Here is a 22,351-nt window from a genome sequence, read left to right on the forward strand (position 1 = left end):
CCTCACATTCTACTAACGCATCCGGCCGGGCCAGATGCCGCTGTTCTTAGGCCAAGGCGTTTTGCGTGTCTGTGCGTTTCGCCCATTGCCACTTAAAACGTGGGCGATACAAAATCAGCACATCGCAGGCGAGTAGAAAGAACAGCATCATTCCCTGGAACAACTGAGTAATTGCCTGCGGTAGGTTCATCGCCATCTGCGCGGTCTCGCCACCCAGATACAGCAGCGCCATAAGCAGGCTGGCGAAGAGGATGCCTAGCGGGTTCAAGCGCCCCAGGAATGCCACGGTGATTGCGGCGTAGCCGTAACCGGGAGACACCTGCGGCACCAGTTGGCCGATGGGTCCGGCGACTTCGCCAACCCCGGCAAGACCTGCCAATGCGCCGCTGACCAACAAGGCGAACCAGACCAGACGTTTCTCCCGAAAGCCGACAAAACCTGCGGCGCGGCGATCAAGACCGAGCACTTTGATCTGAAAACCAAGAAAGCTTTTCTGCAGTAAAACCCAGATGGCAACCAGTGCCAGCAGGGCAAAGTACAAGCCTGCATGGACACGGCCATCTTCACTGAGCAATGCCAATCGACTGAAGTCACCAAACATCGCCGACTCGGGAAAGTTATAGCCTTGCGGGTCTTTCAATGGCCCGTGAACGAAGTACAGCAGCAGGTTGAGGGCGATGTAGTTGAGCATGATGCTGGTAAGGATTTCATTGGCATTGAACTGCGTGCGCAGCCACGCCGTAAGCCCAGCCCAAGCAGCACCTGCAGCAATCCCCGCGCTGATAACTAATGCCAGTGCCCAATGGCTTTCCCAATCAATGATATGCACCGCCACGGCACTGCCAGCCAAGGCGCCGAGTAACAACTGGCCTTCGGCACCGATGTTCCAGATACGGGCGTGGTATGCCACTGCCAACCCAAGCGCACAGAGTAAAATTGGCAGTGCCTTGACCAACAGTTCAGACACGCCATACCAGTCGCTCAATGGCGAAATCAGCAATGTATGCAAGGTCAGTAATGGGTCGAGGCCCAGCAATAAAAACAGCAGCGAGCCGCAGATCAATGTCAGTGCAGCAGCCAACACCGGTGACAACCAGAGCATGGCGCGCGATTGCTGGCCGCGAGGTTCAAGCGATAACAACATAAAAACTCCGTCAGCTCAGAACAGCTTCAGTGTTGAATTGGCCCGCCATCCAGCGGCCGACCTCCACCGGATTGGTTTCAGGGGTATTGGCCAGTGCCGATAACTTGCCGCTGCTGAGCGCACCAATTCGGTCGCAAATCTGGAACAGCTCATCAAGGTCTTCGGATATCACTAGAATCGCCGTGCCTGCATCACGTAACGCAATCAAGGCGCGATGAATCGCTGTGGCGGCACCGATATCAACGCCCCAGGTCGGGTGGGCAGCGATCAGCAACTTGGGGTTTTGCATGATTTCGCGACCGAGAATGAATTTCTGCAGATTGCCGCCTGACAAGCTGCGTGCAGCCGTTTGTGCATTCGGTGTTTTTACCGCAAACCGGCGGATGATCTCTTCGGCGAACGCCACCACCGCATTGCGTTTGATCAAACCCTTGCTGACCAAGCCTTGTTGGAAGGCGGTGAGCAAAGCGTTATCGCTCAAACTCATGTCTGGGACTGCGCCATGCCCGAGGCGCTCAGCGGGTACAAACGCCAAGCCCAGTTGACGTCGTGCATCCGGTTGCAAGTGAGCAACCGGCTGACCGGCAAAATTGATACGCATGGCGTCGCGCTTGTGCAGTGCCTGTTCGCCACTGAGTAGCGCCAGGATTTCATCCTGCCCATTGCCGGCAACACCGGCTATACCCACGATCTCGCCACTGCGCACCTCGAGTTGTAGGTCGCGCAGCGAGGTGCCGAATGGGTCGGGGTTGTGCCAGGACAGTTGCTCGACTTGCAGGAAATGTTCGCCGCCGCTGACTTTCGGGTGACGTGTTTCAAGCCCTTCGGTTTCGCCAACCATCAACTTGGCCAGCTCTAAATCTGTGCACTGAGCAGGGATGCAGTGCCCGGAGACTTTGCCGCCGCGCAAGACTGTCGCGCTCTGGCAGAGTGCGCGAACCTCTCCGAGCTTGTGACTGATAAACAGAATGCTGCAGCCTTCAGCTGCGAGTCTGCGCAGGGTGGTGAATAACTCGTCAGCTTCCTGCGGAGTGAGCACCGAGGTGGGTTCATCGAGAATCAGCAGTTTTATGTCTTGCATCAGGCAACGCACGATCTCGACGCGCTGGCGCTCACCAATCGACAAGCTGTGCACCAGTCTTTCCGGTTCGAGTGGCATGCCATAACGTTTTGATACTTCGCGGATCTTCGGTTCCAGCTGTTTCGGTGTGCCAGCTTGGCGGCCCATTGCTAAGGCAATGTTCTCGGCAACGCTGAGCGTCTCGAACAGCGAGAAGTGCTGAAACACCATGCCGATCCCGAGGTTGCGGGCCATGGAAGGGTCACGCATGGTCAGCGCTTCACCGTGCCAGCGTAGTTCACCTTCATCAGGCTGGATGACACCGTAGATGATTTTCATCAAGGTGCTTTTGCCGGCGCCGTTCTCGCCAAGCAATGCATGGATTTCACCGGCCTGGATGTTCAGATCAATCTGATCATTGGCCACGCAGCCGGGATAGCGCTTGGTAATGCCGCGCATCTGTAAACGTGCGAGTGAAGTTGGGCTAGACATGGGCAGTGACTCAAATAAACGACTGCCGCTACTAAAGCAAAAACTTAGCCAGTCACAGTAAAAACTTGGCCGGTAGGTCAGAAAAGCCTATCTCAACGATGCCATTGACTGGGCGCTGTGATGCCGGGGACTTTATTGCACCAGTTTGGGGTGCCATTGTGCAGCTAGGGAGCAATATCAGTGCGCTGTAGTGTTACGACCCGACTCGCATCGATAGGTATAAACCGAGCATGAGGTTCAGGGGGCAATCAGTGCTTCACGGCCACGGGTGAGGTCGGCAACGAGTTGGGTGAAATCTTCGAAGTGCTCGGGGTTGATCGCCAATTCCAAATCGACTCCTTGTGCGGTGAATGCTTCCTTCTCGATCAGCACATCAAATTCACTCAGCCGGGCTTTGAGACGTGGCAACTCAGCAAACTGCACGTGACAATCGCAATGTACGCGCGCGACCAGTTGCAAGCGTTCGCCCGCCTGCAAGCACTTGTTGGCACCGCCGCCATAAGCGCGAGATAAACCGCCGGTGCCCAGTTGGATGCCGCCGTACCAGCGGATAACCAGAACGACCACTTGATCGAACTCTTGACCCTCAATCGCCGCCAGAATCGGCCGGCCAGCTGTGCCGCCCGGTTCACCATCGTCATTGAACCGGTATTGCTGGCCTACCTTCCACGCCCAGCAATTATGCGTGGCGTTGCTGTCACTGAATTGATCAATGAATGCCTGGGCAGCGGCGGGGCTGTCCGCATGCCCAGCCAAGGTGAGGAAGCGGCTTTTGCGAATTTCCTCTTGGTGCTGGCACGGGCTGGTAAGGGTGTAAGCCATCAGACTGTTGGCGGCGTTAGCCCGCAACCTTTAAGAATGATGTGGATCAGGTTGTTTGTCGCTTCTTCGAAGTCTTGCTTGGTCAGGCGCGAGCGGCCGCTGACTCGACAAATCTGTGCGGCGAAGTCTGCATAATGCTGAGTGCTGCTCCACAGCAGGAAAATCAAGTGAGTGGAGTCGACCCGGTCAATCTTGCCGGCGGCGATCCATGCATCAAATACTGCCGCACGGCCGCGGAACCAGGCGAGGTAGTCTTCATTGAAGTATTCAGTGAGGCACTCACCGCCACTGATGACTTCAATTGCAAAAATCCGCGAGGCTTTAGGCTGGCGCCGTGAGAACTCCATCTTCGCCCGAATGTAGCGGCTCAACGACTCTGCTGGGTCATCTTCAGCGGTCAGGTTGTTAAAGGTGCTGTCCCAGAGTTCGATAATGTTGCTCAGAACCGCAAGGTAAAGCCCGAGCTTATTGGTGAAGTAGTAGTGCAGATTGGCTTTGGGCAGTCCCACATTTTGCGCAATGGTGTTCATGCTGGTGCCTTTGAAACCATGGCGCGCAAACTCTTCTTCCGCAGCACGCAGAATGGCTTCTTCATTTTTCTGACGGATGCGCCCTGCAGGTTTACCGCTGTTGTTGGCGCTATGCGCTGGCACTTCAAGAGTCATGGGGGCGGTTCCGAATTATTCTGTGAACTGAGCTAATGAACAGATACCCGAGTGGCGCTTGGGTGACAAGCTCGGTAAGAAAAAAATACACTTGGCGAGTCAGCCGCACAGCTCTGGTGCGCCCTTGGTAGAGCGTGCGCAGCCTTGATGTTGTTGGTTGCGCTACGAGACATTACTTTTGTGTCCAACTCTGCGCCATTTTATTACTTTAGCTGCAGCCATGCACAGAGCACTTTCCTCGACGAAACTGCAAGCGCAATGCGTTGCAGTTTGATCTTCAAGTGTCGGTTTCGGTCTTGGGTTGTTGCTTTTGTTGTTTGGGTTGCCCACCCAGATACCAGCCAAGCAGCCCCCAAACCGCAGCGCAGACTGCTCCGGCCAGCGCTGCGACCAATACGCCGTTAGCCAGGTTGTCGATCAGCGCCTTGGCCCAGGCGCTGGCGGCGTCACCGGCGCGGTAAACCACCGTGTCGATAAAGTTCTTAGCCTTGTATTTGGTCTGCGCATCGAGCGGTGCAAAGAGCATTTCCCGGCCCGGACGCACGAAGGCGTATTCACCTACGCGGCGTACAATCATCAAGGCGGCGAGCACGGCGAAGGTCGGTGCCAGCGCCAGGCCGATAAACCCCAGGCAGACTAAAAACGGCACGCCTGCGAGCAGGGCGCGAATATCAAAACGCTGAGCGATGCGCCCGGTGATAAACAGCTGCGCGAGCAAAGATAGCGCTTGCACGGTAAAGTCGATCAGGCCAAATACACGGACTTGCTCGTTACGGTCGGTAAAGGTTTCGGCGACCAAGCGGGCCTGCTCGAAGTAGAGGAAGGTACTGGCGGTGGCAAGCAAAATCACAAATGCGCTGATACCCAATAAATAGGGGGAACGCACCACCTGAGTGAAGCCACTAAAGGGGTTACCCAGGACCGGTTTTCGCGGGTTTTCATTACGTTCGGCGCCCGGTCTGCCTGCACCGCTTACCGCGCGCCAACGCATCAGATAGCCCTTGCTCAGGAGTGCCAGTGCAAGCAGTAGCGCCGCACAAACCATTAAACCGCTTTCATCGAGCACATTAATCAATAGCGCGCCAAAGGCTGGGCCGATCAAGCCGCCGCAACTGGCGCCTGCCGCAATAAAGGCAAACAGGCGCTTGGCTTGCTGGCTGTCAAAGACATCGCTCATCAGGCTCCAGGCCACGGAAACCACGAACAAGTTGTAGACCGACAGCCACACATAAAAAGTGCGGGCCAGCCACACGTCGCGCTCGACCCAGCTAAATAGCGCTGCGAAGCCCAATAGATTCAGGATGAAAAAACCGTAGACCCAATCGATGTAGCGTTCGCGTGGTACATGCGAGTTGAGCCAGGCGAACAACGGCACGGCAATCAACATCAGGACAAACGTCGCGCTAAATAGCCATTGCAGATTTTCCACACCGCCAACGATGCCCATCGCTTCGCGAATCGGGCGGAGCATGAAGTAGCCGCTGAATAGACACAGAAACAAGGCAAAGCCGCTCAGCGCTGCCAGCAGCTCATGGGGTTTTGCATTAATGGCACTGGCTAGCTGTTGAACCCTCAGCATAAGCGCGGCAAGGGTTCAAAACGGGTGTGCGGCGTGGCCATCAGCTAAATGCCTGAATAATCCGCTCGCGTAACGTCTCATCAGGCAATCGGCCCATGCCTGCCTTGATGTTGTCGGTGACGTAGCGCGGCGTTGAGGTGGCCGGCAGCACTGCGGTCACCGCTGGGTTCGCGAGGATGAACTTGAGCAGCAGCTGCGCCCATGAAGTTGCATCGGTATCAATCGCCCAACCCGGTAACGACTGGCCTTTCATCTTGCTGAGTAGTTGACCGCGCATAAACGGTCGATTGACCAGCACGGCAATGCCGTTATCGGCACAGTACGGCAGCAGGTATTTCTCGGCATTGCGTTCGCCGATCGAGTAATTGAGTTGAACAAAGTCAGGTTTGTGTTTCTTCAGCGCCGCGAGCAAGTCGTCGTGCGCGGACTCCAGATAGTGGGTTATGCCTGTGTAGCGAATCTTGTCTTGCTCTTTTAGTTCGCCCATCAACTGCATCTGAGTCTGGGTGTCTTGCAGGTTGTGTACCTGCAGCAGAGCTACCTTGTCGGTCTGTAGTTTCTCCAGGCTGGAGTTGAATTGGGCAAGACCATTGTCGCGGCTGGTTGCTGATAGTTTGGTCGCCAGGAATGCCTTGCGCTGGGTATCGATACGTTTGAGTAACAAGCCGGTGACGGCCTCGGCGGTGCCGTAGCTTGGGGCGGTATCGATAAGCGTTGCGCCACCGTTGATAAAGTTGCGCATGACCAAATCAAGCGGGTTAATCCCTGCTTCATTTGGGGTTACGTTAAAGGTGCGCGAGGTGCCCATGCCAATAACCGGGAGCATTTCTCCACTGGCCGGTATTTTGCGCCGCAGTAATTGACTGGGCTCGCTGGCGAAGGCGAAGTTCGGTAGCAAAGGCGCTGCGGCGGCTAAACCAAGCAAGGCAGCGCTGCGCTGGATAAAGTGGCGACGGCTGGACATGGGGTCCTCCTGGTGAATGGTGCGCAGCAGGCGCATCGTAGAATCATAGTCTGATGACTACCCGCCATAGAACGCAGGACTGAACGAGTTGTTACTGGCTGTGTCGATTTATGCGATTGCAACCCTTTCAGTGTTTACCGTTTGCGCTTCCAGCGGCGTCACCGCTTGAAGGTGGTTGCTTTCAAACCACCGCGGCCGGGCAGGTATTCTCCAGTCACAATCAAATCTGCTGGGTGTTGGCTGAACCTCTGAAGCAGGTTCAGCTGACGGCTTCCAGCGCTTCGAGAAAGCTTTCAAGCACCAAGTGCGGACGACGACCTTTACGGGTCACTGCCGCTAAATTCAAATCATAGAAACGTGAGTCAGCTTTTAACGCGCGCAGGCGTCCTTGTTGCACCCATGCGCTGGCGTAGTGGTCGGGTAAGTAGCCGATGTAGCGCCCAGTCAGAATCAGGAACGCCATGCCTTCGCGGTCGGAGGCACTGGCGGTGCAGTTGAGCACTTGATAGTGCGTCTGTATTTCTGATGGCAAGCGAAAGGTTGGGGCGATAGCGTCTTGAGTGTTCAAGCGCTCATCGTCGAGTAGTTGATCGTCGGCATAAAACAGCGGGTGGCCGACTGCGCAATAGAGCAATGAGCGCTCATCGTACAGGGGCTGGTAGTCGAGTCCCGAAAGGGCGCCAGATTGCGGTACCACACCAATATGCAAGCGCCCGTCGAGCACGCCTTGTTCCACTTCGCTGGGTGGCGTCATGCGGATATTGACCCGCACATCCGGGCCGCGCTCCTTGAGTCGCGAAAGGGCGTTGGTGATGCGCATGTGCTGCACGGTGACCAGGTTGTCGGTCAAGCCGATATTCAGTTCGCCACGCAGGTTCTGGTGCAGGCCGTTGACCTCTGTACGGAAGCTTTCCAGCGCGGCGAGTAATTGCTGAGTTGACTGAAACACCTCACGGCCTTCTTCAGTCAGGGCAAAACCGGCGCGCCCCCGCTGGCAGAGGCGCAGGCCCAAACGCTGTTCGAGGTCGCTCATTTGCTGGCTGATTGCTGAGCGGCCTATGCCCAGCACGCTTTCGGCAGCCGAAAAACCGCCGGATTCAACGACGCTACGAAACAGTTTTAACAGGCGAATATCAAAATCGCTGACTTGGGCGAGCGGATCAGGGCGGCGAGTGCTCATTAGTTTAGTGGCCGGTTATCTAAAGATATGAAGAGTTGAGTTTTACCAACTTTATGCCCGTGGCACCTTTGATGGCAAGCGTACTTCACGTCCGAACATTGTCTTCTAGCGAGGCCGTCCCATGAACATGCCCCAGACCGCTACTCTTCCGTTGACCAGCCAGCTCAAGCTGGATGCTCACTGGATGCCGTTTTCCGCCAACCGTAACTTCCATCGCGACCCACGTTTTATTGTGTCTGCCGAAGGCAGCTGGCTGACGGATGACAAGGGGCGCAAAATCTACGACAGCCTTTCAGGGTTGTGGACATGCGGTGCCGGTCACTCGCGCAAAGAAATTCAGGAAGCGGTTGCCAAGCAGCTGGGCACACTCGATTACTCGCCAGGTTTCCAGTACGGCCACCCGTTGTCATTCCAGCTGGCCGAGCAAATTGCCGATTTGTTGCCTGCTGGTCTCGATCATGTGTTTTTCACCAGCTCTGGTTCCGAGTGTGCTGATACTTCAGTGAAAATGGCCAAAGCCTACTGGCGTTTGAAAGGTCAGCCAGCCAAGACCAAGTTCATCGGTCGTGCCCGTGGTTATCACGGGGTAAACATTGCCGGTACCAGCCTCGGTGGTATCAACGGCAACCGTAAAATGTACGGTCAGTTCATGGATGTCGATCACCTGCCGCACACCCTGCAACCGGGCATGGCCTTCACCAAGGGCATGGCGCAAACGGGTGGCGTTGAGCTGGCCAATGAACTGCTCAAGTTGATCGAACTGCATGATGCGTCGAACATCGCCGCGGTCATCGTTGAGCCAATGTCGGGTTCAGCTGGCGTGCTGGTACCACCAGTGGGTTATCTGCAGCGTCTGCGTGAGATCTGCACTCAGCACAACATCCTGCTGATTTTCGACGAGGTGATCACCGCCTTCGGTCGCATGGGTAAATGGTCGGGTGCTGAGTACTTCGGCGTGACACCAGACATCATGAACACGGCCAAGCAGATCACCAATGGTGCGGTACCGCTGGGCGCAGTGATTGCATCTAACGAAATCTATCAAACCTTTATGAACCAGCCATCGCCCGAGCATATGGTTGAGTTCAGTCATGGTTATACCTACTCGGCGCACCCGGTTGCCTGTGCGGCGGGCCTGGCTTCGCTTGAGTTACTCAAGCGTGAAAACCTGGTGCAGCAATCGGCAGAAATCGAACCGCACTTTGCCAATGCGCTGCATGGCTTGAAAGGCGCTAAGCACGTTGTGGATATCCGCAACTGCGGTCTGGCTGGAGCCATCCAGTTGGCACCACGTGATGGTGATGCTGTTATTCGTCCGTTCGAAGCAGGCATGGCTCTATGGAAAGCTGGGTTCTATGTGCGCTTCGGTGGCGATACCCTGCAGTTTGGCCCAACCTTCAATGCCATGCGTGAAGACCTCGACCGGGTATTTGATGCCGTCGGCCAAGCGCTACAAGGTGTCGATTAATGCCTAAGCGTATGCAGGCGGTGCCAACCGTTCAGGTTGATAACAGCGATGTTATCGTGACTGAGTGGCGGTTTGCGCCGGGCAGCGAAACCGGTGCCCATCGTCATGCGTACGATTATGTGGTGGTGCCAATGACTGCGGGCACACTGCTGCTGGAAACGCCTGAGGGCGATAAGCATGCAACCTTGGTGGCTGGCCAAGCCTACTTTCGCAAAGCGGGCGTTGAGCACAATGTGGTCAACGCCAGCGAGCACGAAGTGGTGTTTGTCGAGACTGAGATTAAAGCAGCGCAGTAGATTTTTTGGGGTCGCTACGGGCGATCCCTCACGTCACTTACCTTAGCGGGTTGGATTTAGCCGACCCCCTTAACGCCGACCCCCTTAACATAGTTGCTAACGGAGAATTCCATGAGCGTAGTTAATCACTTAATCCATGGCGAGGCAGTTGCTGGCACTGGCCGCACCGCTGATGTGTTCAATCCGTCTACAGGCGAGGTTATTCATCAGGTTGCATTGGCTGATCGCGCGACTATTCAGCAAGCAATCGACTCAGCCAAATCTGCTTTCCCGGCTTGGCGTAACACGCCGCCCGCCAAGCGTGCGCAGATCATGTTCCGCTTCAAGCAACTACTTGAGCAGCATGAAGACGCCATCTCGAAGATGATCAGTGAAGAACACGGCAAGACCCTTGAAGATGCCGCCGGTGAATTGAAGCGCGGTATCGAGAACGTTGAGTACGCATGCGGCGCGCCAGAAATCCTCAAAGGCGAATACAACCGCAACGTGGGTCCGAATATCGATGCCTGGAGCGACTTCCAACCCATCGGCGTAGTGGCCGGTATCACCCCGTTTAACTTCCCGGCGATGGTGCCGTTGTGGATGTATCCGCTGGCGATCGTTTGCGGCAACTGCTTTATCCTCAAGCCATCCGAGCGCGATCCAAGCTCGACGCTGTATATCGCTCAGTTGCTGCAAGAAGCCGGTTTGCCAAAAGGTGTGATGAATGTTGTGCACGGCGACAAGGAAGCGGTTGATGCGCTGATCGAAGCGCCAGAAGTCAAAGCCTTGAGCTTTGTAGGTTCGACGCCGATTGCTGAATATATCTACGCCGAAGGCACCAAGCGCGGCAAGCGCGTTCAGGCACTGGGCGGCGCGAAAAACCATGCGGTGCTGATGCCGGATGCCGACCTTGATAACGCTGTTAGCGCATTGATGGGCGCTGCTTACGGTTCGTGCGGTGAGCGTTGCATGGCTATTTCGGTTGCCGTTTGCGTAGGCGATCAAATTGCTGATGCGATGATTAAAAAGCTGGTGCCGCAGATCAAGGCATTGAAAATCGGTGCTGGCACTTCAGCGGGTCTGGACATGGGCCCACTGGTGACTGGCGTTCACCGTGACAAGGTCAAGGGCTATGTCGATGCGGGTGTTGCAGCCGGTGCGGAATTGGTTGTCGACGGTCGTGGTTATAGCGTTGCAGGCAACGAGAACGGTTTCTTCCTCGGTGGCTGTCTGTTCGACCGTGTAACACCTGAGATGAGCATTTATAAGGAAGAAATCTTCGGTCCAGTGCTCTGTGTGGTTCGCGTCAACAGCCTCGAAGAAGCCATGCAACTGATCAATGATCACGAGTACGGCAACGGTACTTGTATCTTCACCCGTGACGGTGAGTCTGCACGCTTGTTCTGTGACGAAATCGAAGTCGGCATGGTTGGCGTCAACGTGCCGCTGCCAGTGCCGGTCGCTTATCACAGCTTCGGCGGTTGGAAGCGCTCGCTGTTTGGCGACCTGCACGCCTACGGTCCAGACGGTGTGCGGTTCTACACTCGTCGCAAAGCAATCACCCAGCGCTGGCCACAACGTGCTAGCCATGAAGCCGCTTCCTTTGCGTTCCCAAGCAACGGTTAAGAAACGCGTGTTTCAGGGCTGCCTGAGCAGCCACTGAACCGTTAGCAAATAAAAAGACCCGTCATCTGGCGGGTCTTTTTTATCTGTGGTTTTTGAACGCTGGTGGACAAGCTTCGCGTTGTCACACCCTACTCGATCGGGTGGGCAGCGCGTTGTCGTACCCTGCCGGGAGATTACACATGTTAGCTGCCAGCTGTACGCCAAGGGCTCGCATTGAGTGATGCACGCGCAGTGATTTGCAGAGTTGGATACAATCGGCAAATTATAAGACTACAGCGTGGCGCACAGCTGCTCTGTCTCTGAGGTTTGTATGTCGTCCCTTGAACTAGTAGCCGCCGCTCTCGGCGTAATTGCCGTGTGGCTGACGGTTAAACAGAACATCTGGTGCTGGCCGGTTGGGCTGGTGATGGTGTTGATGTACAGCTGGATCTTCTTCGAAGTAAAGCTCTATTCCGACATGCTACTGCAGGTTGTTTACGCCGCACTGCAACTCTACGGCTGGTGGCAATGGACTCATGGCGGCGGCGATCATAACGGTCGTCAGATCAGTCGTTTGAGCGCAAAAGCCTTGGCCAGCAGCCTCTTACTGGGTGCGCTGGGTAGTGTCTCTCTGGGTTATGTGATGGCGACTCATACCGATGCGGCCTCGCCCTGGCTGGATGCAGCACTGACCGCGTTCAGCTTGGTTGCACAAGTCTGGATGGCGCAGAAACGTCTGGAGTGCTGGGCGTTGTGGATCATTGTTGACGTTATCTTTGTCGGCCTGTTCATCAGCAAGGAGCTGTACCTGACGGCTGGGTTGTATGCGCTGTTCACATTGTTGGCTGTACAAGGCTGGCGCAGCTGGCGGCGAACGCCTGAGTTTGCATACGCATGAAGGTGTTGGTGCTAACCGGGCCAGAGTCGACCGGTAAAAGCTGGCTGGCAGCGACTCTGCAGGCGCAGTTTGGCGGCATCGTGGTTGGCGAGTATGTGCGCTATTTCATTGATCAACAGCAGCGCGACACATGTTATGCAGACATCTCAACCATCGCTCTGGGGCAGCTTGATTGGGAAGATAAGGCCCGCGCCGAGCGGCCTGAACTGTTGATTCTCGACACTCATCTGCTGAGCAATTTGTTGTGGAGCCGTGAGCTATTTGGCGATTGCCCGGCGTGGATAGAAGATGCGCTGTTAGCGCGCCGCTATGATTTGAACCTACTGCTCGACCCACAAGGTGTGCCTTGGGTTGACGATGGTCAGCGCTGCCAGCCGCAATTGGCTGAGCGTGTGCAGTTCTTTGAACAATGTCGCGACTGGTTAGTGCGCCACCAACAGCGATATATCACCCTGCAAGGTAACTGGTCGGAGCGCCAACAACACGCATTGAGCAGTGTGCAGCAATGGTTAGCGCAGAGCTAAGAGGCTGCGTCTGTGGGACATGGTTTCAGGTTAGTGTTGCCATTTTTGAAAGATAGCGTGCAGTTCGCCGTTATCTTTCAAGCGTTGCAGTGCGCTCGCGAATCTTTGTGAATTTTGTTCGTCGCCTTTATTGAAGGCAACGTAGCGCGGCATTTCGACCAGTGCGCGCGGTAAAATTCGAACCTTGGACTCTGAGTTTTGCTCATGCACGAAATACATCAGCTGAGTTTTGTCTCCGACGATGATGTCGATTCTGCCTGCCAATAGCATCGATACCAATTGTCTGGGGTTTTTGGCGCTGGTGTCCCGCGAAAGCTCTGCATGGTCAAAGTTTGTGGCATAGGCATAGCCTCGAACTTGACCCACCACATAGGGCATTAAGTCATTGAGGCTTTGCCAATCAGTGATGGCGGTTTTATGGGTCGTCATAAATACCGTAGAGCCGCTACGTAACGGGCCTACAAGAAGGTTTTTATCCTTGCGCTCTGCTGTACCAGCAAAAGCAAATGCCAGATTGGCGTCATGCTGCTCAAGCATTTGCTTAACGCGTTGCCAAGGGTACAGACGTATTCTGAAATCCAGCTTTGCTTCGTTCAGAACTGCGCTTACCAGGTCAACATCCAGGCCTATTGGTGTTTCGCTATGAGCTTGAGTAAAGCTGTAGGGCGCAAATTGTTCATCGGCAACCGCCAGCAATGGGGCCGCATATGCTGACACGCTGAGGCACAGCAACAGACCAATAAACAGGTAGCGCATAGTGAGCTCCAACTGGCCTTAAGTAGGATTAAGCCAATTTGCAATACGTACAGAGGCTAGCTAATGCTGGCGAATATGTGCAGTTTGCGCTGGAGAAGACCGGATCTAATTCAAGAATTGTGAACAGAGCGGCTGCTGGGAGCCATACCTGTGCGGGCTGAAGAGTTCGAGCCCGCTTCGGTGGTGGGTCAAACTTTTCTGACAAACTCAGACTTGAGTTTCATTGCGCCGATGCCGTCAATTTTGCAGTCAATATCGTGATCGCCGTCGCACAAGCGAATCCCTTTGACCTTGGTGCCGACTTTGACTACCAGCGATGAGCCTTTGACCTTAAGATCTTTGATCACGGTGATGGTGTCGCCGTCTTGCAAAACGTTGCCGACAGAGTCTTTGATCACATTATTATCTTCAGGCGTGTCTTCAGCTGTTGCTGACCACTCGTGGGCACATTCAGGGCACATCAGCATGGTGCCGTCTTCGTAGGTGTATTCAGAGTTGCATTTGGGGCATGGTGGCAGAGTGCTCACGAAGCGACCTCGGGTTCAGTCTGTTAAATGGCCGTATATTGTATAGGGTTTTGTCGGGGTTGCGGTTATCAACGCAGATATGGATTGTTCTGAGTTGGACCAGGCTGGGAAATCCCTTTCATGCGAGGCTCATAACCGCTTGGCATGATGACAGCGGCCGCTATGTGTGGACTAACCGCTTGGGCCGGGCCTTTGGGAGCTCTGCGATGATTGGCCTAAAATATCTGGCGCAGAACTTTTTCGTGGGCTCTTAGTCTTTTGGTTAGGTTTGGATGGTTGAGGTTGGGCTACTCTATAAGCGTCATGAGTTTTTTTATTCGTGATAAATATCAGTATCAACGCGGAAAGCTACGTACAAAACTACGCAGAAAGCTTTTGTAAATAGACTTCAACGGACTGTTTTAATTACTCAAACTAGACGGTTTAAATAGCAAAATAGTGCTTAAGGAATATAGTTGCATTACACACGTTGAAGCTTGAAGTTTTGCTGAGTAATACGGGTAGTAATTCTGACGTTCAGCTAAAGAATTTCTAGCCGATGGTAGCAAGCGACGGACGGCAAGAAGAAAGAGGCGGAAATACGGAAGTTTCCGTGCTGTGAGTGAGCAATTGATTCGCGCTTCCAGCTTTTCCAGGCCGCTCGATTGGAACTGCTGAAGTGCATTCACTCAGGGGCTGCGAGCAGCGCTACTAACGTAACAAAGGATTGTCACAGCAATGGCTATTACGATTATGTTTGCCACCGTAATTCTTAGCATCGCACTTCTCTGCGGGGCTAAAAATAAAGCGTGTTCTCACTTGTTTGGTTGCCTCATCCCAGTCGATTCTTCTGTATGAGCTGGTTTGACAACGGTTGCATGCGATTAAGTACTCGCTGCTAGTACAGATGTCGTATCCATGCTGGCGCTGCCAGCTGCTATTGGATTGCAGGAGAACACGCGTATGTCATCTTTCTTATCTGGCATAGAGCGAGACCCGCTCGATACTGACTTTATAAGGATGACCTTCCGCTCTTTTGTGCAGAGGGGCATTCTCATCATAATGGTGGTGAATCCACTGCACGCAATATTGCTATGGCTTAACCAAAGCCATTGGTGGCAGTTCAGCCTTTTGGCAATGATTGTTCAGTTGCCACTCTATCCGTTGTGCGCGCGGCAACGTTCATTCGCAGTATTTCTACCCAGTGTGCTCGTGCTGTTTGCAACGGTTACGGCCTATCTCATACTGTTTTCTGAGCACTTCGGCTCACTTGCAGGCTTTCATTATCTGGCTATGGCGCTGATTCCGCTGGTGATATTCGCCGGGCGCATCGGGCTTAAGCTCAAGGTATTGATCTGTCTGATGATGGCCGTTGGCATGTTTGTATACGAGCTCGAAATACGTGGCAGTGCGAATAGTCCTCTGAGCGCGGAGGCGCTGAAACAGCTGCGTGTTTTGAACTTGCTGATTTGCTTCGTGACGATATCTTTATTGACCTTTACCCACTTTGTCACTGTCTCGCAGATCCAGTCCGAGCTGCAGCGATTGGCGGCTTATGACCCTCTGACACAGTTGGTTAATCGTCGCAGAATGGAACAACTGGCGGAGCAGGCAATTTTACTAAGCTGGCGTCAGAAGTACCCGCTGTCAGTGATTCTGGCTGATGTTGATAATTTTAAAATGATCAACGATCGTCACGGCCACCCCGTTGGAGATGCCGCTTTGCGGCATATCAGTGATCTGATCCTCATGATTGCCCGTGATTCGGACAGCTGCTGTCGCTGGGGCGGTGAGGAGTTTTTGATTTTATTGCCACACACAGACCTATCCGGTGCCATGCAAGTGGCTGAGCGGATAAGAGCGGAGGTTGCTGCGGCAACCTTGCAAACACCCGATGTTGCGCTTGAGATGCAACTGACCTTGGGCGTGGCGATGCTGATGCCGAAAGAACAACTGGTTGACTTGATCAAGCGTGCTGATACAGCGCTTTATGAGGGCAAGAAGGCGGGTCGCAATTGCGTGGTTAAAAGTGACCCGCAGCCGAGCTAGTTCAAGGTGCCAGCTTGTTTGGGTCTGGCCAGGTCAATGTGCCTGAATCACTGAAGCGGGAGGTGCCGAACAGGCCGCCAGCAAACTTGCCACTTAGCTCATAAGGTAAACCTTGGCCCGGTTGAAAGCGCGATGCGCCCATTGCCTGACGCATTGCCGAAAACGCTGAGATGGTCACCGGCACACTGATAACCGCTTCACCAAAGCGCGGCACTTGTCCGCTCTGATCACTGACACCGCTGGCCAATGGCTGATCGTTCACTTCCAGGTCCAGGGCAATACCGTTGTAATCAATGGCGCTGTCATTCGGGTTTTGTACCCGTAGCTTTACCGAAAAACGCATTTCCAGACCTTCGCCGGGTAATGGCTCTATACCAACGAGGTCAATTTTTACCGGGTCATGGGGGCTCAAGCTGCTACAGGCCGCCAAGCTGATAATAAAAAAGCTGGCCAGAGCTGCTCGAAGCAGCGCGCGAATGGAGGAGGTGATGCTGAGCATGGCTGAGGTTCCGTTCAATTATGCAAAGATTTGGCTGGCGCACAGCATGCAGCGCCATAGTGATAGACCACAAATATTTATTTAGGCTGTGCTGCGCTGTTTGGCCGCAAGAACTATGGCGATACCACCGAGCACTGCCGCTGAGCTCAGTAGCAGGCGCAATGTCAGCGCCTCACCGAGCAACAAACTGCCCGCTAGCGCAGTTAATATTGGCACGCTCAGTTGGACTGTGGCCGCCTGGAAGGACTTCAAACCGCGTAATGCGCTGTACCAGATCGCATAACCGACGCCAGATGTGAGTGCGCCTGACAGCACCGCGTAGCCTACGCCTGCAGTGTCCCACTGCGAGCGGCTAATTAAAACAACACTGATGATTAACGCAATCGGCACTGCCCGCAAGAAATTCCCGGCGGTTGTTGCCAGTGGGTCAATAGCGCCGCGGCCCATCAGTGAATAGGCGCCCCAAGCCATTCCAGATAACAACATCAGCAAGGCACTACTCAGTACAGGCGTATTGGCTCCGGGTAGCAGTAATGCAACAAGCCCCACGAGTGCCAGGGCCAAGCCGGCAGTAGTGGCCACACCAAAGCGTTCACCGCGATAAAAGCCCCAGGCGATCATGCTCAGTTGGACTGCACCAAACAGTAGCAGCGCACCGCTGCCAGCATCCAGGTTGATATAGGCGAATGAAAAGGCCGCCGCATAAGTCGTCAGCGCCAGAGCCCCTGGCCAACTGCCGGTCAGTGGCTGTGCGGCGTCTTTTAAGCGCAGGATGATCGGCAAGGTGATTGCGCCCGCGACAATGCGCACGCTGGTGAAGCTCGCGGCATCTATTTCAGTGGCTTTCAATGCGAGTCGACAAAGAATCGAGTTACCAGCAAATGCCAGCATCGCCAGTGCGGTAAGCAGCAGAGTACGCGAAGACATGTCGAGCCCTTGTATGCAGATGTGCTCATCTAATCACACAAGTGTCGGCAGCGGCATTGGATAGATGGCCTAGGCGCTGTGAGCAGGATGTAAAACGCGCAGACCAACCGTGTACTGGTCTGCGCGTTGGTGCGGTTAGAAATGCACTTTTACGATGAAATTGGTAGCGCTCTGGTTAGTGCCATCAAGGATGGTATCGCCGAGATAGCTGTCGTTATCGATGCCGTATTTGTCTTTCCAGTAATCGTATTCGATACCGACATAAAGTTGCTTGTCGCCCCAGTTCATGGCTTTACCCAAGTCGTATTTGATCTGGGGATTGAAGTGCAGGTTGGCGTGATAGCTGTTGTCATTATCGACAACCCAATCCATGAAACCGTCAATCAGGATGTCTGAATTACCGACAGGGATGGTGTAGGCCCAAACTGGGGTGATCTGCCAGACATTATCGCCATCGCGCTTACCATCGGTGGTGCGCAGATAGGTGTTGATCTGGAAATAATCGAAACCTGGAATAGCCAGGTCGAAACCTGGGCCGATCAAGTAGGACTCGGTGTCGTCTTCGCCAAACTCATAGGTCATGGCCAGCAGCACATCTTTGACTGGACCGAATTCCAATTTGCTATTGAACAGTTTGCCAAACGACAAGCGTGGGCTGAATTCACCGTAGAAAGTGCTTGAGTCACCCGCGCCATTACGTTCGGCACTGTTGTAGGTGATGCCATCGACGAAGAAAAACAGGTCGCCGAAACTCCAGCCGCTGGCGTGCTCAAATGTCACCGTTTGCTGATCTTCCGGGTCAACCTTGAAATTCTTGCCGTAAAGATAGGTGAAGCTGTTGTTTTGCCATTGCATTAAATCACCGGCAACAGCCTGGCCGCCCGCCAGAAGCCCGCCGGCTAACATCAGAGTTGGGAGAAAACGGTTCATCGATGGTGCTCCTGGTGCGCAGAGTTATAGTTTTAAACCTGTCTATTCGGTCAGGCTGCCGGTTCTAGAGCAAAAACGAAGCCAATTACTGATTTTTGGGTTTTCTGCGCTCAAAAATCGGTTTTTGAGCGTTTTTAACGGTGTTTGCTCACATAGTGATCAACCGTCTGCGCCTCATTGACAGTATTTTTCTGACTGACAGGACAGTTTTGCCTCAATTTGGGGCGAGATTTGCCACGCGCACGTTGTCGCCCCGCGCAGCTGTTATGTCTGCGTTAAGGACTGAGGCAATGATGAGAAAGCGCGCGGCATACTAGCGGGTCGCGTGCAGAGGTCAAGCGAGAAGTGGTGGCGGGTCCATAGACTCAGAAACGCCTGAGTCTATGGTGGGTCAAGCATCAAGCCTGGTTGGGATTGAAGGTCTTGCTCATGCCAGACCAGCACGCATCGTAATCAGCCTGCAGCTCCGGGCACTGCAGCGCGTACTGGCTTGGGCGCAGCACATTGCAGGTCTCAAACATGAAGGCCATGGTGTTATCGATTTTATGCGGCTGCAAATCCGCAGCTATGGCTTGAGTCGTGGTGGTGTTGTCCGGCCCATGAGCACTCATGCAGTTATGCAGTGAGGCGCCGCCCGGCGAGAAACCATCGGCTTTGGCGTCGTAAGCGCCTTTGATCAATCCCATGAACTCATTCATCAGGTTGCGATGGAACCATGGTGGACGGAAGGTTTTTTCGGCAACCATCCAGCGCGGAGGGAAGATCACAAAGTCCGCATTGGCTTGGCCCGGCGTGTTACTCGGTGAGGTCAGGACGGTGAAAATCGATGGGTCCGGATGATCAAAACTAACCGTGCCGATCGTATTGAAACGGCGCAGATCATATTTGTACGGCACGTTGTTGCCATGCCACGCGACCACATCCAACGGCGAGTGATCGAGCTGCGTTGCCCACAATTCACCGAGAAACTTCTGCACCAATTGGACGGGTTCGTCGCTGTTCTCAAAGTGCGCGACTGGCGCTAAAAAGTCACGTGGGTTGGCCAAGCCATTGCTGCCAATCGGACCCAGATCAGGCAGGCGCAGGGCGCAGCCGTGGTTTTCACAGATATAACCGCGCGCGCTGGCATCGAGCAGTTCCACTCGAAACTTCATCCCGCGAGGGATTACCGCGATTTCAAGTGGCTCGACTGCAAGTAAACCCAGTTCGGTAGCAATGCGTAAGCGGCCCTGCTGAGGAACGATTAGCAACTCACCATCGGCGTTGTACATCACGCGCGTCATCGAGCAATTAGCCCGGTAGATATGCACGCTGACTCCGGATGCCTGATCAGCAGCGGCCGTTGCGGTAAGGGTGACTAAACCGTCGATGAAATCAGTCGCCGGTTCCGGTATTTCCAGCGGATTCCAACGCAGACGATTAGGCGTAACGGGGCCCAGTTGGCCACCGCTAATTTGCTTATCCATGCGCTTAAACGCCGGGTGATTGGCCGACGGCTTGATGCGGTACATCCACGTACGTCGTGAATCTGCGCGGGGCACCGTAAATGCTGTGCCCGAGAGCAGTTCGGTATACAAACCATAAGGGACTTTTTGCGGAGAATTCTGGCCAATCGGCAGCGCACCGGGCAGCGCTTCACTGCTGAAGTGATTGGCAAAGCCAGATAAGTAGGCGAGGTCGTCAGTGTTCATGGTTTTATTTTTGTGTAATTGAATTACGATAAGCGTAACTCTGGATATGCTGGGCGTCAAACAGCGCATAAGTCAGCGCCTGAAACCGCCGGCTTAGAGGGTTTTCAGCAATGTATGAATGTTCTTTAGAGGCGCGCGCGGACGGTGCCCGCGTAGTGAGCAGGCTGTATCGTGGGGAGGACTAAGCTATTTTCCGGATGTTTTGTTCTAACTGGCGCTGAAGACGGTAGAGGTGACTAAACCCTTGCTCCCAGCGGTTGTGGCCCGATGACACATTGATATGCCCGACTCCCCGCAGAATAGACACTTCGCTCCCCCAATTTTGCGCCAGTTGAAGGGCGCGCTCAGGACTGGCTGCCGAGTCGTTGTCTGAGCCAATTAGCTGGCTAGGGAAGGGCAGCCTGGCGCTTGGGATAGGCGCAAAGTTGCGCAGTGGATCAGGGCAGTTCAGTCGCTCTACGTCGGCAGGAGCTACCAGCAGGGCTCCCAGCACGCGGTTAACCAGTTGCTTTGGCGCTTGCGCCGCCCAATGGGCCACCGTGACACAACCCAAGCTATGAGCAATGAGCACTACCGGCCTCGTGTCATCAGCAATAGCGGCATGCAATTGTTCGACCCAGCTGGATTTTTGTGGGTATTGCCAGTTGTCTTGTTCGACCCGGCTGCTGTTCGGCAACACGCGTTGCCAATGACTTTGCCAGTGCTCATCAGGCGAACCATGCCAGCCTGGAATGATTAGGTAACGGATAGCTTGCTCAGGCATCTGCTTGGCTCATGAAGGTGTGAGACCTGCGCAGAGTAGGCAATATTTTTAGCGATATAAAAGAATAAAAAATTATTTTCTTATGCTTTTTTGGTTCTGCACGATTCTTTTCAACAATACGCGACCTTTCCAGTCACCAGCCTCACCTCCACTTGCAGCGGTCAGAGCCGCATGCGCTAAGCGTCTGACTAGGTGTCGCGCAGTAAGTCGTGGCTATCAAGCAGACGGAAGGCAATTTCTGGGTGTTTCTCCAGCCCTCGACGAATGGCCGCTGGAATCGACTGTCGAGTTTTGCGGCACAGTCCGGTAATTTCGGTGACTTCAATGGCTAGGCCGCGCATGCTGCGCACCTCGTTAAAGCCGGGCGCTACACTCACGCGTACACCTAGCTGCTCATAGATGCGCATTTGCATGCGTTCAAGGTCATCAAGGCTTTGGATGTTTTCCAGGCGCTCGATCAAGCGTTTTTCTTCCTGGCGGGTTAATCGCAGGATGCGTACATCCGCTCCCGGAGTAGTCTCCAGTTGCTCGCGCCCGCAGTCGCAAGCGCCGGGCGGGCAAGGTTGTCGAGTGGTAAAGGATGCGGTCATGGTGTCCGATCATAAAGGCGTAGTAGGGCGCTTGACTATCAGCTTAAGCAGTTGCACAAAAAACACTCAGTTTATGATTTTACCGGGTATGTTTCTGGTGATCATTGCCTGCATTTCAGTGAGAGTGGATTGCGCAGTTTTCTGCACAGCAATTGATCGAATATCCCAGTTTTATCAGCCGCAGCCAGCGGCCTGAAAGGCCTGTAGGTTAGTGCGCAAGAAGTTGCACATCGGTGCGCAAGAAGTTGCATAGTTTTTGCGGTTTTTTATCTATAAATCTGAGGTTTATTACCTTAAATATTTATAACTGCCTGTATTAAAAGGTTTTTTTAAAAGTCGGCATGCCTTTTGTATGTTCTTTGCCACCGGATCATCTTTTCGATCCATGACCCAAGGCAAGGAGAGCTTTCATGCCAACACCTGCGTATCTGTCCCTCGAAGGCACAAAACAAGGTTTAATCACTGCCGGCACTTTCACCGAAGACTCGGTCGGCAACATCTTCCAGGAAGGTCATGAAGACCAGATTCTGGTTCAAGGTTTCAACCACCAAGTCATCATCCCACGTGACCCGCAGTCCGGTCAGCCGACTGGCCAGCGCGTTCACAAGCCTCTGATGATCACCAAGGTTTTCGACAAGGCTTCGCCGCTGATTTTCAACTCGTTGACTTCTGGCGAGCGTCTGAACAAGTGCCGTCTTGAGTGGTACCGCACTTCTTCGACTGGTACTCAAGAGCACTACTTCACCATCGAGCTGGAAGATGCTGTGATCGTTGATGTGCAGTCGCGTATGCCGAACTGCCAGGATCCAAACATGGCTCACTTCACTCACCTGGAAGACGTGTACTTCACCTACCGCAAAATCGTTTGGACCCACGAAGTGTCAGGCACTTCGGGTTCGGATGACTGGCGCACCCCAATCGCTTAATCCCTTAGAGGCCTCTGCATTCGCTGTCTTGTACA

22 protein-coding genes are annotated in these 22,351 nt (G+C 54.1%); 7 read left to right on the top strand and 15 right to left on the bottom strand.

Features of this window, described 5'->3' with window-relative positions; translation table 11 throughout:
* Positions 1 to 46: 46 nt before the first annotated feature.
* From B9K09_RS04445 to B9K09_RS04475, 7 genes are all read right to left on the bottom strand, one after another.
* Entirely contained in the window at positions 47 to 1,144 is a 1,098-nt protein-coding gene (locus B9K09_RS04445) for an ABC transporter permease (RefSeq protein WP_087515693.1), read from the bottom strand.
* Positions 1,145 to 1,154: 10 nt separating this feature from the next.
* Complete coding sequence (locus B9K09_RS04450) at positions 1,155 to 2,696, bottom strand: ABC transporter ATP-binding protein (RefSeq protein ID WP_087515694.1); 1,542 nt, start codon at positions 2,694 to 2,696, stop codon at positions 1,155 to 1,157.
* Between the two features lie 237 nt (positions 2,697 to 2,933).
* Positions 2,934 to 3,518, bottom strand: a complete 585-nt coding sequence (locus B9K09_RS04455; protein WP_087515695.1) for a YigZ family protein — start codon at positions 3,516 to 3,518, stop codon at positions 2,934 to 2,936.
* Entirely contained in the window at positions 3,518 to 4,183 is a 666-nt protein-coding gene (locus B9K09_RS04460; protein ID WP_087515696.1) for a TetR/AcrR family transcriptional regulator, read from the bottom strand. The genes B9K09_RS04455 and B9K09_RS04460 overlap by 1 nt, the downstream gene beginning before the upstream one ends.
* Before the next feature lie 277 nt (positions 4,184 to 4,460).
* Positions 4,461 to 5,762, bottom strand: a complete 1,302-nt coding sequence (locus B9K09_RS04465; RefSeq protein WP_087515697.1) for an NTP/NDP exchange transporter — start codon at positions 5,760 to 5,762, stop codon at positions 4,461 to 4,463.
* Between the two features lie 40 nt (positions 5,763 to 5,802).
* A complete protein-coding gene (locus B9K09_RS04470) occupies positions 5,803 to 6,726 on the bottom strand; it encodes an aldo/keto reductase (RefSeq protein WP_087518978.1) in 924 nt (307 codons plus the stop codon).
* A 259-nt stretch (positions 6,727 to 6,985) separates the two neighbouring features.
* The gene (locus tag B9K09_RS04475) at positions 6,986 to 7,906 is read right to left on the bottom strand and encodes a LysR family transcriptional regulator (RefSeq protein ID WP_087515698.1); all 921 of its coding nucleotides are present in this window, start codon (positions 7,904 to 7,906) and stop codon (positions 6,986 to 6,988) included.
* A 121-nt stretch (positions 7,907 to 8,027) separates the two neighbouring features.
* Between B9K09_RS04475 and B9K09_RS04480 the strand changes: the two genes are divergently transcribed.
* The 5 genes from B9K09_RS04480 to B9K09_RS04500 all read left to right on the top strand — a co-directional run bounded on the left by B9K09_RS04480 (position 8,028) and on the right by B9K09_RS04500 (position 12,679).
* Entirely contained in the window at positions 8,028 to 9,374 is a 1,347-nt protein-coding gene (locus B9K09_RS04480; RefSeq protein WP_087515699.1) for an aspartate aminotransferase family protein, read from the top strand.
* Positions 9,374 to 9,670 carry a cupin domain-containing protein gene (locus B9K09_RS04485; RefSeq protein ID WP_087515700.1) on the top strand — a complete coding sequence of 99 codons (297 nt, stop codon included), beginning with the start codon at positions 9,374 to 9,376 and terminating at the stop codon, positions 9,668 to 9,670. Before B9K09_RS04480 ends, B9K09_RS04485 begins: the two co-directional genes overlap by 1 nt.
* A gap of 111 nt (positions 9,671 to 9,781) precedes the next feature.
* On the top strand, positions 9,782 to 11,278 hold the full coding sequence (locus B9K09_RS04490; RefSeq protein ID WP_087515701.1) for a CoA-acylating methylmalonate-semialdehyde dehydrogenase: 1,497 nt from the start codon (positions 9,782 to 9,784) through the stop codon (positions 11,276 to 11,278).
* 310 nt (positions 11,279 to 11,588) lie between these two features.
* Positions 11,589 to 12,155 (top strand): nicotinamide riboside transporter PnuC, encoded by a 567-nt coding sequence (pnuC, locus tag B9K09_RS04495; protein ID WP_087515702.1) that lies wholly within the window; start codon positions 11,589 to 11,591, stop codon positions 12,153 to 12,155.
* Positions 12,152 to 12,679, top strand: a complete 528-nt coding sequence (locus B9K09_RS04500) for an AAA family ATPase (protein ID WP_087515703.1) — start codon at positions 12,152 to 12,154, stop codon at positions 12,677 to 12,679. The genes pnuC and B9K09_RS04500 overlap by 4 nt, the downstream gene beginning before the upstream one ends.
* A gap of 30 nt (positions 12,680 to 12,709) precedes the next feature.
* On the opposite strand, the gene B9K09_RS04505 is transcribed toward B9K09_RS04500, so the two are convergent.
* A complete protein-coding gene (locus tag B9K09_RS04505) occupies positions 12,710 to 13,435 on the bottom strand; it encodes an ABC transporter substrate-binding protein (RefSeq protein ID WP_087515704.1) in 726 nt (241 codons plus the stop codon).
* A 188-nt stretch (positions 13,436 to 13,623) separates the two neighbouring features.
* Positions 13,624 to 13,962, bottom strand: coding sequence for a zinc ribbon domain-containing protein YjdM (locus B9K09_RS04510; protein ID WP_087515705.1), 339 nt, complete (start codon positions 13,960 to 13,962; stop codon positions 13,624 to 13,626).
* Positions 13,963 to 14,904: 942 nt separating this feature from the next.
* Between B9K09_RS04510 and B9K09_RS04515 the strand changes: the two genes are divergently transcribed.
* Entirely contained in the window at positions 14,905 to 15,990 is a 1,086-nt protein-coding gene (locus B9K09_RS04515; protein ID WP_157699325.1) for a GGDEF domain-containing protein, read from the top strand.
* A 1-nt stretch (position 15,991) separates the two neighbouring features.
* Here the strand turns inward: B9K09_RS04515 and B9K09_RS04520 are convergent, their stop codons facing one another.
* The 6 genes from B9K09_RS04520 to B9K09_RS04545 form a co-directional block, all read right to left on the bottom strand.
* The gene (locus tag B9K09_RS04520; RefSeq protein ID WP_371917445.1) at positions 15,992 to 16,468 is read right to left on the bottom strand and encodes an LEA type 2 family protein; all 477 of its coding nucleotides are present in this window, start codon (positions 16,466 to 16,468) and stop codon (positions 15,992 to 15,994) included.
* Positions 16,469 to 16,570: 102 nt separating this feature from the next.
* Entirely contained in the window at positions 16,571 to 17,416 is an 846-nt protein-coding gene (locus B9K09_RS04525) for a DMT family transporter (protein WP_087515708.1), read from the bottom strand.
* 135 nt (positions 17,417 to 17,551) lie between these two features.
* Positions 17,552 to 18,346, bottom strand: a complete 795-nt coding sequence (locus tag B9K09_RS04530) for an outer membrane protein OmpK (RefSeq protein WP_087515709.1) — start codon at positions 18,344 to 18,346, stop codon at positions 17,552 to 17,554.
* Positions 18,347 to 18,744: 398 nt separating this feature from the next.
* On the bottom strand, positions 18,745 to 20,037 hold the full coding sequence (gene hmgA, locus B9K09_RS04535) for a homogentisate 1,2-dioxygenase (protein ID WP_087518979.1): 1,293 nt from the start codon (positions 20,035 to 20,037) through the stop codon (positions 18,745 to 18,747).
* 181 nt (positions 20,038 to 20,218) lie between these two features.
* Positions 20,219 to 20,800, bottom strand: a complete 582-nt coding sequence (locus B9K09_RS04540) for an alpha/beta hydrolase (protein ID WP_087515710.1) — start codon at positions 20,798 to 20,800, stop codon at positions 20,219 to 20,221.
* Between the two features lie 188 nt (positions 20,801 to 20,988).
* Positions 20,989 to 21,390, bottom strand: a complete 402-nt coding sequence (locus tag B9K09_RS04545; RefSeq protein ID WP_087515711.1) for a hypothetical protein — start codon at positions 21,388 to 21,390, stop codon at positions 20,989 to 20,991.
* Positions 21,391 to 21,800: 410 nt separating this feature from the next.
* On the opposite strand from B9K09_RS04545, the gene B9K09_RS04555 reads away from it, so the two are divergent.
* Positions 21,801 to 22,316 (top strand): Hcp family type VI secretion system effector, encoded by a 516-nt coding sequence (locus B9K09_RS04555; protein ID WP_087515713.1) that lies wholly within the window; start codon positions 21,801 to 21,803, stop codon positions 22,314 to 22,316.
* The last annotated feature ends 35 nt before the right edge of the window (positions 22,317 to 22,351 follow it).

The organism is Pseudomonas sp. M30-35 (assembly GCF_002163625.1).
Lineage (GTDB): Bacteria > Pseudomonadota > Gammaproteobacteria > Pseudomonadales > Pseudomonadaceae > Aquipseudomonas.